This window comes from uncultured Succinivibrio sp. (genome assembly GCF_902756765.1).
In the GTDB taxonomy this organism is placed as follows: Bacteria; Pseudomonadota; Gammaproteobacteria; order Enterobacterales; family Succinivibrionaceae; genus Succinivibrio.
Genome location: NZ_CACVSS010000075.1, coordinates 1 through 16002, shown reverse-complemented (window position 1 = coordinate 16002; position 16002 = coordinate 1). Strand labels below are relative to the sequence as shown.

The 16002-nt window shown below is 38.5% G+C and carries 17 protein-coding genes; 3 read left to right on the top strand and 14 right to left on the bottom strand.

Features of this window, described 5'->3' with window-relative positions:
* Nucleotides 1-432: 432 nt before the first annotated feature.
* Nucleotides 433-702: a hypothetical protein gene (locus QZU45_RS09535; protein ID WP_295354643.1), complete on the top strand. Its 270-nt coding sequence runs from the start codon at nt 433-435 to the stop codon at nt 700-702.
* Nucleotides 703-754: 52 nt separating this feature from the next.
* On the opposite strand, the gene QZU45_RS09530 is transcribed toward QZU45_RS09535, so the two are convergent.
* On the bottom strand, nt 755-1498 hold the full coding sequence (locus tag QZU45_RS09530; RefSeq protein WP_295354640.1) for a hypothetical protein: 744 nt from the start codon (nt 1496-1498) through the stop codon (nt 755-757).
* Nucleotides 1499-1512: 14 nt separating this feature from the next.
* Between QZU45_RS09530 and QZU45_RS09525 the strand changes: the two genes are divergently transcribed.
* A complete protein-coding gene (locus QZU45_RS09525) occupies nt 1513-2658 on the top strand; it encodes an integrase arm-type DNA-binding domain-containing protein (RefSeq protein WP_295354637.1) in 1146 nt (381 codons plus the stop codon).
* Between the two features lie 1926 nt (nt 2659-4584).
* Here QZU45_RS09525 and QZU45_RS09520 read toward each other — a convergent pair.
* The 12 genes from QZU45_RS09520 to QZU45_RS09465 form a co-directional block, all read right to left on the bottom strand.
* Nucleotides 4585-5694, bottom strand: a complete 1110-nt coding sequence (locus QZU45_RS09520) for a hypothetical protein (protein WP_295354634.1) — start codon at nt 5692-5694, stop codon at nt 4585-4587.
* Nucleotides 5695-5707: 13 nt separating this feature from the next.
* On the bottom strand, nt 5708-6370 hold the full coding sequence (locus QZU45_RS09515) for a phage tail protein I (protein WP_295354631.1): 663 nt from the start codon (nt 6368-6370) through the stop codon (nt 5708-5710).
* Complete coding sequence (locus tag QZU45_RS09510) at nt 6363-6560, bottom strand: hypothetical protein (protein ID WP_295354629.1); 198 nt, start codon at nt 6558-6560, stop codon at nt 6363-6365. Before QZU45_RS09510 ends, QZU45_RS09515 begins: the two co-directional genes overlap by 8 nt.
* On the bottom strand, nt 6532-7542 hold the full coding sequence (locus tag QZU45_RS09505) for a baseplate J/gp47 family protein (RefSeq protein WP_295354625.1): 1011 nt from the start codon (nt 7540-7542) through the stop codon (nt 6532-6534). The genes QZU45_RS09510 and QZU45_RS09505 overlap by 29 nt, the downstream gene beginning before the upstream one ends.
* Entirely contained in the window at nt 7532-7864 is a 333-nt protein-coding gene (locus tag QZU45_RS09500) for a GPW/gp25 family protein (protein WP_295354622.1), read from the bottom strand. Before QZU45_RS09500 ends, QZU45_RS09505 begins: the two co-directional genes overlap by 11 nt.
* Nucleotides 7865-7871: 7 nt before the next feature.
* A complete protein-coding gene (locus QZU45_RS09495; RefSeq protein WP_295354619.1) occupies nt 7872-8306 on the bottom strand; it encodes a phage tail protein in 435 nt (144 codons plus the stop codon).
* Nucleotides 8307-8385: 79 nt separating this feature from the next.
* Complete coding sequence (locus QZU45_RS09490) at nt 8386-9294, bottom strand: hypothetical protein (protein ID WP_295354616.1); 909 nt, start codon at nt 9292-9294, stop codon at nt 8386-8388.
* 169 nt (nt 9295-9463) lie between these two features.
* Complete coding sequence (locus QZU45_RS09485) at nt 9464-10258, bottom strand: hypothetical protein (protein ID WP_295354613.1); 795 nt, start codon at nt 10256-10258, stop codon at nt 9464-9466.
* A 231-nt stretch (nt 10259-10489) separates the two neighbouring features.
* On the bottom strand, nt 10490-11605 hold the full coding sequence (locus tag QZU45_RS09480; protein WP_295354611.1) for a DUF6402 family protein: 1116 nt from the start codon (nt 11603-11605) through the stop codon (nt 10490-10492).
* A gap of 8 nt (nt 11606-11613) precedes the next feature.
* A complete protein-coding gene (locus tag QZU45_RS09475; RefSeq protein ID WP_295354608.1) occupies nt 11614-12114 on the bottom strand; it encodes a phage baseplate assembly protein V in 501 nt (166 codons plus the stop codon).
* 1 nt (nt 12115) lies between these two features.
* A complete protein-coding gene (locus tag QZU45_RS09470) occupies nt 12116-13225 on the bottom strand; it encodes a phage late control D family protein (RefSeq protein ID WP_295354606.1) in 1110 nt (369 codons plus the stop codon).
* Nucleotides 13213-13428, bottom strand: coding sequence for a tail protein X (locus QZU45_RS09465; protein WP_295354603.1), 216 nt, complete (start codon nt 13426-13428; stop codon nt 13213-13215). Before QZU45_RS09465 ends, QZU45_RS09470 begins: the two co-directional genes overlap by 13 nt.
* A gap of 48 nt (nt 13429-13476) precedes the next feature.
* Here QZU45_RS09465 and QZU45_RS09460 point away from each other — a divergent pair, with 48 nt between their 5' ends.
* Nucleotides 13477-13689: a hypothetical protein gene (locus QZU45_RS09460; protein ID WP_295354600.1), complete on the top strand. Its 213-nt coding sequence runs from the start codon at nt 13477-13479 to the stop codon at nt 13687-13689.
* Nucleotides 13690-13694: 5 nt separating this feature from the next.
* Here QZU45_RS09460 and QZU45_RS09455 read toward each other — a convergent pair.
* On the bottom strand, nt 13695-16002 hold a 2308-nt coding region (locus QZU45_RS09455), incomplete at its 5' end, for a phage tail tape measure protein (protein ID WP_295354597.1).

Below are 16002 nucleotides of genomic sequence, written 5' to 3'. Positions count from 1 at the left end.
ATTTTATTGAAATACAAGATAATTCATTCATGGTTAATCAGAGGAACTGTGGTGCCGAAGATGAGCGTCAGATTAAGCGGTGAACATCTTGATTTTTAAGGATATGATTTTGTATTGCACCCCATTGCACCCCATTTAAAAAAAATAGCTTCATTATGTGTCCCACACTGCGACACGAACAAAATTCACAATATTAATTTTAACATAATCTGCAGATTATCTAACTGCAGATTATGACATGTCAAAGTGGCAATCTATTATTGAATTCTATACTTCTCCGGAAGTTGAGATCGTTTCATTTCCGAATAGTAAGATTCAAAACAGTGATCCTGCTTTATTGGTGTTAGAGTTATGTCCAGGATAAATTTAAGCAGCTTAAATCCATAGTGCTCCTGTGACTTTCGATAACAGACTGCTTAAAAAGGTGCTTATATGAAATCAAATGGATTAACGCTATATGATTTAGAAAAGAAATTCCCTAATAGAAATATTGCAATTAGAGATACAGAAGATCAGCTTTTTACTACTCATATAGCATGGAATTGGGGAAATAATTTCGTTTACAACGGTAAAAGGAAAAATTTTTCTGTTGAAAAAATAGAAAACAAAGACCGCTATCAAATACACGTTTTAGTTAAAGAATCAATAGAATGGAATAATTCCAAAATAGATGAAGAAATAGCGAAATTATTAAATGATTAAAATAATCATGGATAAGCTCCAAAATCGTTAAAAATTGGAGCTTAATTCTTGGTTATTCAGACTGGCTGAAGTCCATCATAGTAAACTTGATTTCGATAGCTTCCAGCTCTTCCTTTGTGGCGCAGGCGTTGATCTGCTCCTGATATAAAAATTTCTGCGTATAAAGATTTTCACCATTTTGGGCGCACTCTTTAAGCATAATTTTTAAATCTGCAATAGTGACATTTTTAAAAGAATTATCATAGAGCTTATATTTGATTAAATCTGTTTCTTCGTGAGCCTCTATCAATCCTCTAATATTATCCTGTGCAGTTTTGTCTGCGTTTATTGCATACCCTAAACTAGATGTTAAATACATCTCATCACAATCATTGATTGTATATTTTTGTGAAATTGCTTTAAGCTCTGCTAATTTTTCGGATTTTAATTCATCAAGAGTTTTTTCAGGGATCTCCTCGATAGTCATTACGAAATTGTCAGAGACTACGGTTTTATAGTGTTCACTGTCTGCTGCAGCTAAAGCCTCTAATAAGATTTTAACCTCGTAGTTATGCTTACCCTGTCCGTTAGAGATACAAGTCAGACCTTTCTTGATTGCCTCTGCGCAGGTGGTAGGAATCTTCTCATTAGTCCATTTTGAGCCGTTCCACTTGGTCCAGAAGCCAGCCTTAAAGGTAGGTTCTGTCATAGTGGAATCTGGAGGTACCAGGTAATCATCCCCCATTTTCTGTACTAAGGTTTCATTTAGATAGTAGCCGTTACTGTCAAACTGATATGCAGTTGCTGTGTTAGACATAAGGAGTCTCCTTTATGAATTTGTCAAAAATAAAGATTAAAGAAAAACGTTATACGGTCAGACTCGGTGAGAGTCTGTACCTGAGAGTCTATCCTTCAGGTCATAAGTCTTTTGTGCTTCGTTACAACGTGAGAGGGATAGTTAAAGATGTAACTCTAGGCTTTTATCCGGATCTATCACCGGTTCAAGCTCGACAGCTTGCTCATCTCAAACGAGAAGAACTGAAGATAAAACCATCAAAGGGATTAACTTTCACGGATGCCTTTAAGCTCTGGTGCCAGAAAAAGAAAAACTATATTGTCTCTTACGAGGTTGAGAAACGAAGAATTGAGATTTATCTGCTTCCCAAACTTAAGAAACTTCAACTTGAGCAGATCACAGCTCCACTTGCTCTTAATCTGTTGCTGGCACTCAAAGACCGACCACCAACCTTAAAACGAATACTAATGCGCCTTAATGAGATACTTGATTTAGCCGTCTGTGCCGGACTGCTTGCCAATAATCCATGCAGGAAGTTATCCAGAGTATTTGCGCCGTATACAGTGAAGAATAGACCATATATTCAGGCCAACAGACTTGGTGAGCTGTTTGTACTTCTTAAAGGTCAAAAGCTGGAGTTTCACTGTTTTGTTATATGGGCGGTTTATTCAATGCTCAGACCAATTGAGTGCGTTTCGGTTCGCTGGGCCTGGATTGAAGGAGATACGCTTACCCTCCCTGCCGAGATTATGAAAAAGCGTAGAGTTCACAGAGTCCATTTGTGTCCGGACATTCTCGCTGTCTTAGAACTTGTCCATACAGACAAGCGTAATGCTTATGTGTGGCATTTCACATCAGGAAGTCATGTTCACAAACAGTATCTGTCACGCTTCCTGAATCGGTCAACTTTAAAAGGTCAACTCTGCCATCACGGATTAAGAGCAACCGCTAGGACATGGCTTAAAGATCAAAATATTCCGTTTGAAGTTGCGGAGGATTGCCTTGCTCATGTCTATGGTTCACAAACCGAGAGAGCATACCTTCGTGGAGATTATCTCGAACAACGTAGAGAGATATATCAGAAATGGTTTAAATATATCTTCTCGATGTATTGTGCTGTATGTGCCGAGGATTCCTCCGGAAGTAAGCTTATACAAGCGGTTCACTCGGTAAAAGACTGAAATAAAATATTGTGCTGGGCACAATTAAAAAATCACTTCTTAATGGCGGGTTTTACGTAATTAAGAGGTGATCTCTTTTGTCCAAATGTTACAGGATCTTTTGCTGTGAAAAGGAATAATGTTGGAGAAACAATTTTATGGTCAACAGGTGGAGCATTTTATCAAGATGCGCCAGCAGGTAGTACAAATACTCTTGCTTATAGCGGTACTGGGAATTGGGTTATTAATCATTTTAACGCCAACAACTCCAACGCAGTCTATACCGACAGCGGACACGTCTATCCGCTGTCATGTGCATTGAACTTTATCATTAAGTGCTAACACTTGATAATATAGTTTAAGGCAAGGCTCAATGGGTGGATTGAGCCATTGTCTGTATATGTAGAATTTGCTCGATTAAGCGAAAAATCTGTCTGTCGAAATGCTCCCCATTCGGCATACGCCATTGAGTTATTGTTGCCGATGTCATAAAACGCAGAAAAACAACCGGAAGCGCCACAGTCGCAACCACGTTTAACCCCAAGGGATCCACTTACATTTGGTCCAAATGTTTATGGTGGCTTGGATACTTCAGGAATGGGTGGAATTTTCACTAACCCTGCTCCAAACGCTCCCTACCCACAAGGTGCATTTGCTCCTAGCTTAGGAAACACAGGGTGGGGCTATGTAGGTACTGGCGTTTCTGGTTATGGATTGCAATTTGATGCCTCTCGTGTTTCTTTAGTTTATACCAATAACGGCCACGTTTACCCACTATCTCTAGCTCTTAATTACATAATTAAAGCATAGAGATAGAGGAATTACGTTACCGTTGTCAGTATAAATAGCGTTTGATAGAGAAGCATCTAACCCTACTTGATGCGCTGATGATTGTGTGTCTAGCATCATAGCTCTTTGCGTAACAATGCCTAGCGTAAATGCACCCGTAACGCAAGCTGTTGATCGAGGAATACCGACATGAGGTTCACTTGCAAACGAACCTGTGACATTTGGACCAAATGTTACTGGTTTCCTAAATGCGATTAGAGGTGACACTAGCGGAGCTTTTTATCTCGGAAATATAAATGGTAGATATGCGGGGAACGACAATAATGTAACTGGACTTTATTTCGACGCTTCTCGTTCAAATTCAATTTACACAGATTCAGGGGTAGTCCGCCCTCTAGGTCTAGCACTTAATTATATAATTCGCACATAGGCTCAGAGGTCTGACTCTTCCGTTGTCGGTATAAATAGCATTTGAATTATGGGCATTAAAATCAAAAAACGACCATGAGCCAGAAGCAATCGTTATGGAAAGATCTTGACCCGAAATTGAATTTCTAGCAAATGCTCCATTATAAATATCTAAGCTCGTATAGTTTCGACCTATTTGACCAGTAACATTTGGTCCAAATGTTACAGGTACAGCAAGTCAAGTTTTTAGAAGGGAGTTCTCGGTTATTTCTTCAGGAGTATTTTCGCAAAGCGTTGTAGGAACAGACCGTGCAATCGTTGCCAGTGGTTCTGATGGTGGATACTCATTTTTAAATTTTTCGGCTTTTGATTCAAACTCAACCTACACCGACAATGGCAAAGTGTACCCAGCTTCAGTAGCTTTGAATTACGTCATTAAAATCTAGTGTATAAGGCCCTCAATACCGATGGCCAAATGTAACAAATACTGGCACTCTTGGCGTAGTAGGTCATGGCACTGACGGTGGTGGTGCTTTATATAAGACTACTACCGGTAACACGGGTACTGCTGGTGGTTGTGCTTATACCTATTCATATCTACATTTTAATGCCAATAATTCTAATGCAATCTATACCAACAACGGCAAAGTTTACCCTGCTTCAATCGCTTTGAATTTCATTATCAAGACATAAAACAATTATGTTCGGTAACAGTCTAAAACAAAGACCTCATAACGAGGGCTTATTTGTTTAAGCTTTGATTATGTAATTGAGGGCTAACGATAGCTGGTAAACGTGCCCGTTGTCAGTGTAGATAGCATTTGATGAATTTGCATTAAATGTTAGTGAAGACCAAGCCTCATCACCAGCTTGGAAGATAGCATTTATGTTGAAAGCATTAAGCGAAGAAGCGATTAAAGCTCCATTATTTTGTAGCCCTGTGGAAGCTACATAAGGTTGTGTTGAACCAGTAACATTTGGTAACTGTTCAGGCTGATATCTACCCACCTTTGCAGCAGACATAGCTCCCATTAAAGAACGACCTCTAAAATCAGGAAGCTGAATCGTGGTGGAGCCGTCACCAGGCCCATAGATTGGACCAGAGAAGGTTGCAGGGTCAGCTTCGTACTCAGCCTGTTCAGCAGCGGAACGAACAAAGCCGTTGTCATAAGCGTACTGAGTCAGTTTAGAGTTTGCCGAACGAGAAACAACAGCACTGTTTCCTAACAGCCAGCCATTGTTAATATTATTTGAAATTAAAGGCTTGATATCACCGGTATTAAAACCACACTCTTTAAACTGATCTTGTATTCTCTGATCATACACAGCAAGAACCTGAGCTAAAGTAGCAGGAGTAATTATTTTTTGTTTATTTGCGCCTAATAAAGCCTCAGCCTCAGTTGCCAACTGAGCTATACCCTTTGTTGAAAATGTTGCATCAGGATTTAAAAAGTTGGTATCACCAAAAGTAATATACTGAGGATTACCCTGTGTCAGCTCCATATCGAATGAAACATAAGCCTGAGTAGTTGCAATTTTTGAAATAAGACCAGTCTCGGAACTAACAACAGCAAACAGAATATCTTGATCGGTTACAATGCCAATTGTCTTAACAGTATATGCCTGGTCTCCTGTATCACCAGCACTGACGTGGATTGTATGATCTGAAGTTGCAGTTCCGCTTACTGAGGAGAGAGTTGCAACTATATCAGTAATATCGGATAAAACGGAAGCGGTTGAGGCATTGATGGCAGTTGTAGAAAAAATAACTTTGTTTAAAACAACAGAACCTGTACCAGTCTGCTCTGCATTGATTAAAGCCTGAAGACCTGCATTTGTAACAACAACATTCTGAGCCATTTGTAAAACTCCATTATGAATAAAAATGAGAATAAGCCATGCTACGAGAACCCCCACTAAAACAACTATTGGAGTTCATCTCGTACCACAATGTAGGATTTGTATAAAAATGGGTATAAGTCATCATTCTGACGACTGAAGATAGATCTAATTCTGAATATAGAGGCTGATTAACCAGAACGAGTGTGTATTGAGAACGCACAGGTTTTGCGTAGTTAATTCCGTTGATTAAATCCGCTAACACTTCAGAAGGAACTCTCCTTCCTGTCAATTCCTGATTAACTTTGACAATAAACGTATGGGGAGTGCTTTGAGGTTCTGTTTCGAACCATTCAATAATAGAAGCAGCAGCACCAACCAGGCTCTGGCATACATCTACAATCGCCCCTTTTGTGCCAAGATGAGATTTGGTTTGAATTAAAGTACGAAGAACCTGTCTTTTGGTTTCAATATCCCAGGAATCTCTCCATACATGAGCATGCCATTGAGCGGCTAAATGATCTAAAGTATCACTGCTTAATTCATCAAAACGGTAATAAAAAAGACCATCGTTAAGATGATCTTTTGAATTATCGCCGGCATATAAAGCTTGAGCTGAATGTTTAAATACAGGTTCTTCTTTTATTGATGAAGGAAGGAGAGCAAACAGGAGTGTTTTATCTTCCGATTTATGCATCTTCAGCTCCTCCATATGATATTGTCACATTTGAAGCAGGACATTGAGCTACATGATCTTTATCAATGGTTGTAAAGACAGGCGCTGTTATAACGCAACGTTTTGCGCCAGCATCACGTACCATCTTGATTAGAACATCAGGGTTAATATCACGACCGATTTTACTTTGCTGCCATATTCTTAATATCACGACCGATTTTACTTTGCTGCCATATTCTGTAATTTTCTACAGCCTGTAAAACAGAAGCTGTAATCTGAGATATCTTTGAAATATCATTTGAATCAAGATACCAGGTGATATTGATTGTATAAGTTTCCGCTGTTGGAGAGGTTACAAGCAGATTATCTGTAAGCGGTCTAATATCATCCTGAGAAAGGTAGTCTTTTAATTCGTTAAGGAATGCTGTTTCAGGAAGAGTTCCGTCCGTTAAGAGCGGATGGATATAAACATTTCCTGGATGTTCAGGCAGACCATATATGGAAACATCAATAATCGCACCAGAGAATGATTTTGCATAATACTCATAGCTATCATGAGGACCTGCTACAGAAAATGATTCTGGAGCCAATCTGATGCGTTCTGCGTATGCGGAATCGTCTTCCCTATCTGCACCACCTGATGGCTGTTCTGTATTTGTAACGCTCTCCATCTGAGGCATAGGGTCAACCATGGTGTTGATTGCACCTATAGCTATATCATTTGCAAATGATCCGGTTTCCGAGCAGGTAGCAATTACATCAATATAAAGATTTCCAGCAGGAATCTCGTAATTTTCATTTACCTCAAAAATAGTGGTGCCGTCACTTGCCTTGGTTCCCTGTGGAATTACATAAATTTCGCTTAAAGCCTGTGACAGAGTATATCTTAAAGTTACCGTTGCCCCTTTTGCAGGAATTCTATAGGTATTAACCATAATGCCTAAAGCATCCAGATGATCTCCTTGAGCATAGGTCAGGAGATTCTGTCTTGCTGCAATATTTATATCCTGTCTTAACTGAGTGATTTCTGCAGCTAAAGATAGAAGAAACAATCTAACTGGATCACCGTTAGCCAAGGTTCTTCCTGAAATCTCTTCATATTTAGATATAATCCTCTGCTCGTTTGAGGTCGCATTTACCGTTAAGAAATTCAGCTCCGGCATATCAAAACGAGGTAAAACTTTATCTGTCATTTGTAATAATCTCCACTGTTACTACTGGTGATAAGATGCCATCCATTGCATCAATAGAGTTTTCTTTAAAATCAATGCTCAAAACTCTTACTCTCGGTTCATCTCGTTCAATTGCATCGATAATTTCTGCCTGCCACTGCCCTTTTGCCATTGGCATTGGTAAATCAATATAGGAACCATCTACTCCAAAATCTCTATCAAGCGGGACTGTCCCCTGTATTGTTTTTAGAATTGTGGCGATGTTCTGATAAATTTCCTCTCGCTCATTCTTAGGTGCAAGATTCAGCTTGTTTTCTGTTGTAACAATCAGAGTTGATGACATATTCACCTCAAATCATATTCTTTAAATACTGTAAGAGACTGAATCCCTGAGCTTCTTCCAGCTGAAGAGAAACATCGGCTGCAATGCACAAGCCTATGCCATTGAAATGTTTTTGATCTTCACTGAAACCTGTCAAAACATATTTACCGTAATACTTTGGCCCCAAAAGAAGTCTTTGAGCTTCACCAGATTCGAGCATATCTTTTAAAAGCGGTAAATAAGCTGATGGAGAGGAATTAAGGTAAGAACGAAGCTGTATTTTAAAAGACATTGTGGTTAGAGACGGACCAACATATTCATGTACCGGCTTCTGACCTAACACATCATGAGTAGCATATCTGCTCTGTCTTTGAATCTGTAAATCTTTAAAGGTTGCTACCTGTTCTGTACTACAGGTAAAAGGAATCTTTCCGAAGAAACCTAAAACTCCAAGAAAAGCCATATACGCTCCTAATTTGAGACAATAAAAAAGCCTCTTGGAGTTAACCGCGAGGCTTTTCAGGTAAATTTCAATTATAAAATTAGCTTAAGTGAATGGGAGTACCTTTTCCTAGTTTTTGGATGGCTAATCTACTATTTTCAATAACTTGTTCCGCTTGTGTTTTTAGTTTATCCAATATCCATATATAGGCCGTCTTGTCCTCACGATAGTCAGCCTCAGCATACATTTGAATTCTTCCATCCTTTCGCATTTTTTCTACCTGTTTGAAAGCATTTTTATTTCCAGTAGGATAAACTGCAAAAGTAGCTCCTCCGTGTTTATTAACAACAGAAAATGCAGGAATATCACTTGGTCCATCTGCAATGTATATCATGTTAATAAATTGAATTCGTCTTTGCTCATGAGGCATAGCTGTATTAACATCAATATTTAGCTCTTTGATATTTACCCCTTTGTTTATTTCAAAAAGAGCTCTGGTCTTACTTGTATTATCAATACTATACGCTATATCTGATATTTCAAGTTCACCTTTTTCGTTTTCTGATTCAGCAAACTCACACCCCCATACATTTTTTACATACTTCATAATAGAGGTGCCTTCTATAATCTTTTTTAGCCCCGAACTAACAATATAGTTTTCAAAAATAATACCGTGTTCACGATATTTGTCTTCCTGAGACAATTCACTGATAGTTTTAAAAAGATCTCCTACTCCAGGATAGAAATTTTGTTGTTGCCCATATTTTTTAAGCTTTTCATTATTTAAACCTTTAAACTTTCCTTCACGAACATAGCGCAAAATTTGGTTTAAGTAGAAAGTATCCGCATTAACGTATAAGCCAGAAGCTTCGAGTTCCTTTATCCTATTATTATTCTCTTCCCAAAACTTTTTAGGCTCAATTTTGTAGTCTTCAAATAAGGGCTCCTGCATATAGCCTGAAATAAGAGTTTTATCAAAATCCCACACAGTTGCTATTATATCCGCCATAGTTATTCCTTTTAGATATGAGCTAAGGAGAAACAGTATACACCATCCAGCAAAAGCAATAAGTTATTAGAGAAAAAAATCAGGAACTAGATCTCCTTAAAAAAACACAGTTAATGAGACAATTTTGGAAAGCTGAAACTCGGATTACAATAAAAAACAAAAATAAAAATCAAAAAATTACATCTGTTATTTTTTCAGGTAATGTTAGTATTGCTCTGACATGTATTTTGTCTTTGTCTAGATTTAAGAATTTTCCTACTTGTTTTATTGGATTGCCTAATATAGACAATATGTTATGGAAAGTGACTTTGTTATTTTGAGGAGGTTGCAATAATATTGCAACATCATTCAAAAGTCCCTCACTTTTCTTAACTGCATCTTTGAAATTTAAAAAAACCGTGGGATCTAGCCACAGAAAAACTTTTTTTAATTCTTGAATATCTATTAAGATTTTTTTTACCAAATAGGAAATATTTTTTTCTGAAAATCTTTTAAGAAACAACTTTTGTTCTATAGACAGATCTAATTTAATATACTTGCTTATAACAGAACATAATTCGTCAAAGTCAACATCTTCATCAGAATGAAGCTTCTGACACTTTACAAGGATTTTGCGAAATTCGATATTATCGTTAAAGTCAATCTGTTGTCCCAATATAGGAGATTTATTGTTATTTAGTTCTACGTATAGCCAATATAAAATTGAACAAAGAGAATGGATATCTGCTACAAGTTCTTCACAACAGGCTTCTTTTGCCTTATCAAGTTTCCTTTTACTTTTAAAATCAACATAGAAAGCTATCGCACTCGCAGAAATTGTGCTACAAGCTACAGAAATAAAAGCATTACTTAACGACCTTGACTCTACATACAAGTTAGAAAAAACTACAACAGCAACAGAAACAATAAGCCAAACAAACCAAGAAAATAGAATTCCATTTATGATATTCTTTAATTTACTCATGATTAACAATATTCTAGATAAACAGAGGGTTAAAACATCCAGCCAATCGTATAATAGAAGATATCGAAACCGCCCTGAAGAAGAGGAAAGAAAGTATTTATAAAAATTTCTGCCAAAAGGCTGTGACGTTGAGTATACCATTCTCCGTATACAAGATAAGTATGTACAACGCCAATCAGCCACAAAAGCGATAAAGGCATGATTAAAAATAAAAAGATTTTCTTTAACATTTTAATCGTCGTACTCAAATTCAAAGGTCACTGGTTCAAAATCTTCAACTTTATGTAAATTAGATTTTACATAAAAGTCCTTTCCTTTATTATAGTTTCTTTTAAAGGCTCTAAAGTGTTCATTTTTTAATAACTTGTAATTGATATCATAAGAGAAGTTTGTCAAAGCAAAATCCTTATTTTTATACGACCAGTAACGATAGCCTTGTTCATTTTGGAATTGAAATTCATCAAATGCTCCCAGATATATTTCTTCAACTGTAACACGGTATTTATAATCTTCAAGCTGCTGGATTTTCCCCTTTGGCAGAGCATAGAGCATAAAAGAGGCTAGACAAACATACGGTCCCTCAGCTGTAACATAATTGTATCGTAGGCTATCTTTTACTGTTCTACTGTTACAATATATTGGACTGTTATTATTGAACGACTCTCTGCAATCAAATTCAGTTTGTCCAAGATAATATTTTATTATTTCTTCTGTAAAATGATTTTGTGCAGCCTCATTTAATGCAGACTGTTCAAGGTCATCGTGAAAATATCTAATTCCTTCATAGGAAATCAGCCAATCGTAATCGATTATGAAAGCAGGCTCGCTTGTATCTAATTCTCCTGCTTCATTTGCCAACCATCTCTCAAACATTTGAGATAAATATCCCCACCCCTGAGAATCAATCTCAGTTGAAGACTGATTAGCCATATTTTTGGAAATTTCAGGAAGGCTTAAAATAGTTTTATCTGGATTATCCGTAGTATCTTGAGCGCTATTCCATAAGGTTGTTTTTACAACTTCTGCTTGTATTTCATTTTCACCAACAGGCCCGCCCCCATTTCCCACATTAACATTTGGAGAGCCTACAGCTACAGAACCACCACAGGTAACAGGGTCGCCTACACGACCACAAGCCTGACCGTTAATAAATACGTGAGGAGCACCTGCGGCAATATTTCCAACATGAGGTACATGTGCAGGACAACCGTGAGGGTTATAGGGGTCACCTACGCGCCCTGTAGGTATTCCATTGGTAAACACATCAGAAGAACCACTCGCTAACGCTATAGGAGGGCAGTCATCATGGCCTGTATTGTTATCCCCTACTCTTGTAACAGCTGGCATATATACTCCTAGTTAATATTAACAGTAGCACCCTGTATAGTTACAGTTCCTCCTGCTTTTAGGGTAATGTCTCCAGGTGCAATAATACTTACATTACTTCTATCGGCATGAATTAGAGTATTTTCTAACTTAGCATCAAGCTCATGTGTTGCTCTGTTGTAGCTGATGGTGGTTCCGTCTTTAAACTTCACTCTTCTGATTTCAGGATTATCACATGGAGGTTTAACCTCTCCTGCATACCAGGAACCAAGGATAAAACCATCCTCAATCCCATCTGGAAGAAATAAACAAAGTACATCCTCATTGATATCAGGCATATGATAATCACTGTTATCGTAGGTATTAGGAACAATAATTGGCAAGTCGTAACTTACATTATGACCTTCATCCTCAAAGACAATTCTTGCAGTATGATCTTTAGGGTTAATGCTCGATACTGTTCCAATACGAATACATTTTCTGAGAGTATTGAGAACTTCATTTGCTTTTTCTTCGCCGTAAATACTCATGCTAATACTTCTCGTTAACACGTCTTAAATCAACGCTGGTTGTATATCCAGAATTACTGATTGAATGATTAGCTGATTCTATGATGAAATTTCCATCGAAAGATCCAAATCCAAGCAACTTGATTACGGAACCAGCACACAAAATCGGATCACCAATTACGCTCAAAGATCCGGTAGTTTGTCTTAAATTCAGTTCTCTAAGCTTTGCTTTTGCCATTCGCTCAGCTTCTGCAGATGAGGTTGCCCTCTTTTTAAGGATGTAACACTGTCCGCTTTCCTCGACAGATTCATCAACATAGGTATATTCGTTATCTTCTGTCTTTGTGGACTGAGTTCCTTTCTTTGGATTATCTCCCTTGTATAAATCAGCGGTTGCAGACTGATTATTGTTTGCAACTGCACTGGTTCTGGTTTTTGCTTTAATATTTCTCCATGTAACAGTACAGGAACGGTAGCGCTGAGACTGCTGAGACTGAAAAGACCATGAAAGAATAGGACTTTCTCCAAGTACAAAAGTCTTAACAGGAGTTTTGTTTTCGTAACTCTTCTGGTCAAATATAACCAGCTTTTCAGCACTGACTTTTACACTTAAGCCCGCATCTTTACACAGTCTCTGTAGAAATGCTAAATCAGACTCGGACTTTTGTTCAGTTCGGTCGTACTTCGGATCATCTTCACAGTCCCAGAAGAACTCAAGATTTGATTCTGATGCTATCTGACCAGCTATCGTTTGAAGTGTTGCAGTCTCAAAACTGCGGTTCTTCTGGGTACGTCTGATAGTATTATCAAGAGGAATGCTTACCGCGCTGAATTCAAACACTCGAGGAGAGCCGGATGTTCTTAATGAGTCAATCATCATCTTGCCCGTTTCAAGAGCACCTCTACTCTCTGTGGCTATTACCATCCTTACACTGGCCCCACGTTCAGGAGACCAGGAACCGGCCCACTTGCCAGTCTCATCTTTTAGAGTAACAGTCATCTCATCAGCTTCATCTTCTGCTTTATCTGTATAGGATACCTGCAGAAGGTCAGCATAAACATCCTGTGTAATTTCAGTCTGTTCATAAAAGACTTTTGCTACTGTTTTTAAAACATTTGCTATCGTTTCCATGGAGGTAAAAGCTCTGGGTTGATTGTTTGAGGAGTGGTATCTGAATCTGGAATCACTAAGGTAATTCCAGAAGGAAAAATCGCATAATGAGAATAAGCAGGATTAGCCTCAATCAGCTTACTCATCTGATATTCACTGCCCATTTGAGCGTATGCGATTTTATCAAAGGTATCTCCCTGCACAGTAACGTAATTTTTGCTCATTAAAAGAAACCTCAAAATAAACTATACTTACAGAAAAGAGGAAGAGATATGGAAAAACTACAGCAAGCCTATTACGGCTATGAGTTTAAGAAAAAATCTTACGAAGAATACAAGCAAGATTTGAAAATTCAAGAACTCAAAAAACTCCTAAAACAAAGGCTTGGTAATATTTTTGAATATTACCTGCCAGGAATTTTAGGTTTTTCATTTCTCGTTTTTATTCTTGTAGGTTCTTATATTCTTGCCTGTATCTGTCCTTAACTGTTCTATGAATAGTTAAGTCTTGCTCTGTCAGAAAACAGTCTCTCAAGGTCACGTTTCAATGACTGACCGCCTTCATTTAAAGCTCTCATAACATCTGCATAAGGATCACCGTTTCCACCTGAAATGTTAATTACAGGCGCGAAAGTAATATTTACTGCAGATGTGTTTCCAGAAGAATTACCACCAAGCATAGCTTCAAGTTTTGATAATGGAAGAATAGCCTCATTCTCCCTTCCCTCGCCAACAAGAGCAAGAGTCGGAGCTGTTGCAATACCGCCATTTGCTAAGGCAGGAACTTCTGGAATGTTTAAACTGAAATTCTTTCCACCTATTCCTGGCACCCAGTCAGGAACAGAAAAACTTAAAGCATTTAGTGCGCTTACCGCCTTATTGATTAGAAAAATTACACCGTTTACAGGAGCTTTGGCGACTTCCTTTATTCCGGAGAAAACAGTTCCAAAAATATTAACTGCATTCTCCCAGGCTTTCCCCCATTCCCCTGAAAAGATGTTTTTTACAAAATCAATAATATTACTGAAGACAGACTTTAAGCCATCCCATATAGAGATAATTCTTTTTACTACAGATGTAACAATACCTGCAATTGCAGGGAATTTCTCTTCAAAAGCAGACCAGAGACCTGTTAGTTTTTCCTTAATGGTATCCCAGTTCTTATACAAAAGAACCCCAATAGCAATTAGGGCAACTATACCGGCTATAACCCATGTAATTGGATTGGCAAGCATAGCCATATTAAGTCCCAGCATTGCGGTCTTAACTATAGTAAATACTTTGTACAGTTTCAGAAGAGTACCGACAAAAGACATTACTATATAACCAGTACCGCCAATCAGCAGGTTAAATGCACCTAAAACAGAAAGGATTGTACCTAATGAAGCAGCACCAATTCCCAGCCATTTAACAAGAGTCTTATGTTCTTTTGTAAAATTACCGACCCATGTAACACCACTTGCCACAGTCTGTACGACCGTTCTCATCGTTGGCTGTAATGCCTCGAATGCTCTAATGGCACTATAGGAAATCGCAGAGCCTAATCCCTTAAAATCACCATCAAGATTGTTAATCATCTTTCCGGCCATTTCAGCTGCTTTTCCTGAATCACTCATAGAAGCAATTAAATCAGGAAGAGCACCATTAGAGATACTTTCCAGAAGCTTGCCCGTCTCAACCATGTTCTTGGAGCCAAAAATCTTGGTGAGCTGAGCATTGCGAGCTTCTTTTGGCATCTTCTGTAATATGGCAGAGAGATCAGTCATAATCTCCATGGTGGACTTCTGTTCTCCGTTTGCCTTCAGAGAAGAAAGTCCTAATTCATGAAGAGCTTTAGACTGCGCTGAAGTAGGAGCCATTAAGGAGATCATAGTCTTCTTAAGACCTTCAGCACCAAGGCCGACCTTATCCATAGCTACAGCCATTGCTGCAGACTCTTCAAAGCTTAATCCCATCTGACTTAACGCAGGACCAACAGCACCGAGTTTTTCAGATAATTGATCTGCAGATAATCCACTCTTGGACATAGCAACAGCAAGAACATCACTTAATCTTGCAGAATCATTGGCACCAAGACCAAAAGCCTTCATGGATTTTAAGGCAAAATCTGAAGCTTCAGCAAAATCCTTGCCGGTAATCATAGCCAGATTGGCCATGGCATCCATAGCCTTGCTTGATTCTTCAACACTGTAGCCGGCACGTACAAATTTTTCTATACCGGTTGCAGCCTGATCTGCAGAAAGAATGGTATCTCTACCTAAAAGGATTGCCCTTTCCTGTACTTTTGCCAGCTGTTCTGCGGTGAGATTAGTTGTAGCTCCAAGAGAGGACATTGATTTTTCAAGTTCAAGGCCCGGCTGTAAAGCTTTAGTTAAGGCCATGCCCATGCCAACAACACCGGCAATCTGAGCGCCACCTGAAGCCATCTGTCCCGAGAACCCTGTCTGAGCTTTCTGAACAGAAGATATTGCATTCTGTAATTTCTGCGCACGGGTAGCTTTAGCTACAGCTGTAGCCAACTGCTGTTCTTCCATACGTAAGGCTTTTATAGACTTACCAGTCATTCCAGTTGAGGCATTTAGAGCAGTAAGAGAAGCTTTCTGTTTCTGGTATGCAGCTGTCGCTTTGTCTGATGCAAGCTTAGCCTTGTTGTATTCAGCTTTTAATTTAGCACTTGCTCCTTTAGAAGCTTCCATTTGAGCAGATAAAGCACGTACCGCCTGCTGTGCCTTAGCATAAGCCTGAGCTGCCTGTAAGGTAGCCTGTCTCTGCTTCATTACTCTGTCTAAATCGTACTGA

What these genes read in the sequence shown, in the direction of transcription:
- QZU45_RS09535 (WP_295354643.1), top strand. Translation starts at nt 433, where the DNA reads ATGAAATCAAATGGATTAACGCTATATGATTTAGAAAAGAAATTCCCT.
- QZU45_RS09530 (WP_295354640.1), bottom strand. Translation starts at nt 1,498, where the DNA reads ATGTCTAACACAGCAACTGCATATCAGTTTGACAGTAACGGCTACTAT.
- QZU45_RS09525 (WP_295354637.1), top strand. Translation starts at nt 1,513, where the DNA reads ATGAATTTGTCAAAAATAAAGATTAAAGAAAAACGTTATACGGTCAGA.
- QZU45_RS09520 (WP_295354634.1), bottom strand. Translation starts at nt 5,694, where the DNA reads ATGGCTCAGAATGTTGTTGTTACAAATGCAGGTCTTCAGGCTTTAATC.
- QZU45_RS09515 (WP_295354631.1), bottom strand. Translation starts at nt 6,370, where the DNA reads ATGCATAAATCGGAAGATAAAACACTCCTGTTTGCTCTCCTTCCTTCA.
- QZU45_RS09505 (WP_295354625.1), bottom strand. Translation starts at nt 7,542, where the DNA reads ATGACAGATAAAGTTTTACCTCGTTTTGATATGCCGGAGCTGAATTTC.
- QZU45_RS09500 (WP_295354622.1), bottom strand. Translation starts at nt 7,864, where the DNA reads ATGTCATCAACTCTGATTGTTACAACAGAAAACAAGCTGAATCTTGCA.
- QZU45_RS09495 (WP_295354619.1), bottom strand. Translation starts at nt 8,306, where the DNA reads ATGGCTTTTCTTGGAGTTTTAGGTTTCTTCGGAAAGATTCCTTTTACC.
- QZU45_RS09490 (WP_295354616.1), bottom strand. Translation starts at nt 9,294, where the DNA reads ATGGCGGATATAATAGCAACTGTGTGGGATTTTGATAAAACTCTTATT.
- QZU45_RS09485 (WP_295354613.1), bottom strand. Translation starts at nt 10,258, where the DNA reads ATGAGTAAATTAAAGAATATCATAAATGGAATTCTATTTTCTTGGTTT.
- QZU45_RS09480 (WP_295354611.1), bottom strand. Translation starts at nt 11,605, where the DNA reads ATGCCAGCTGTTACAAGAGTAGGGGATAACAATACAGGCCATGATGAC.
- QZU45_RS09475 (WP_295354608.1), bottom strand. Translation starts at nt 12,114, where the DNA reads ATGAGTATTTACGGCGAAGAAAAAGCAAATGAAGTTCTCAATACTCTC.
- QZU45_RS09470 (WP_295354606.1), bottom strand. Translation starts at nt 13,225, where the DNA reads ATGGAAACGATAGCAAATGTTTTAAAAACAGTAGCAAAAGTCTTTTAT.
- QZU45_RS09465 (WP_295354603.1), bottom strand. Translation starts at nt 13,428, where the DNA reads ATGAGCAAAAATTACGTTACTGTGCAGGGAGATACCTTTGATAAAATC.
- QZU45_RS09460 (WP_295354600.1), top strand. Translation starts at nt 13,477, where the DNA reads ATGGAAAAACTACAGCAAGCCTATTACGGCTATGAGTTTAAGAAAAAA.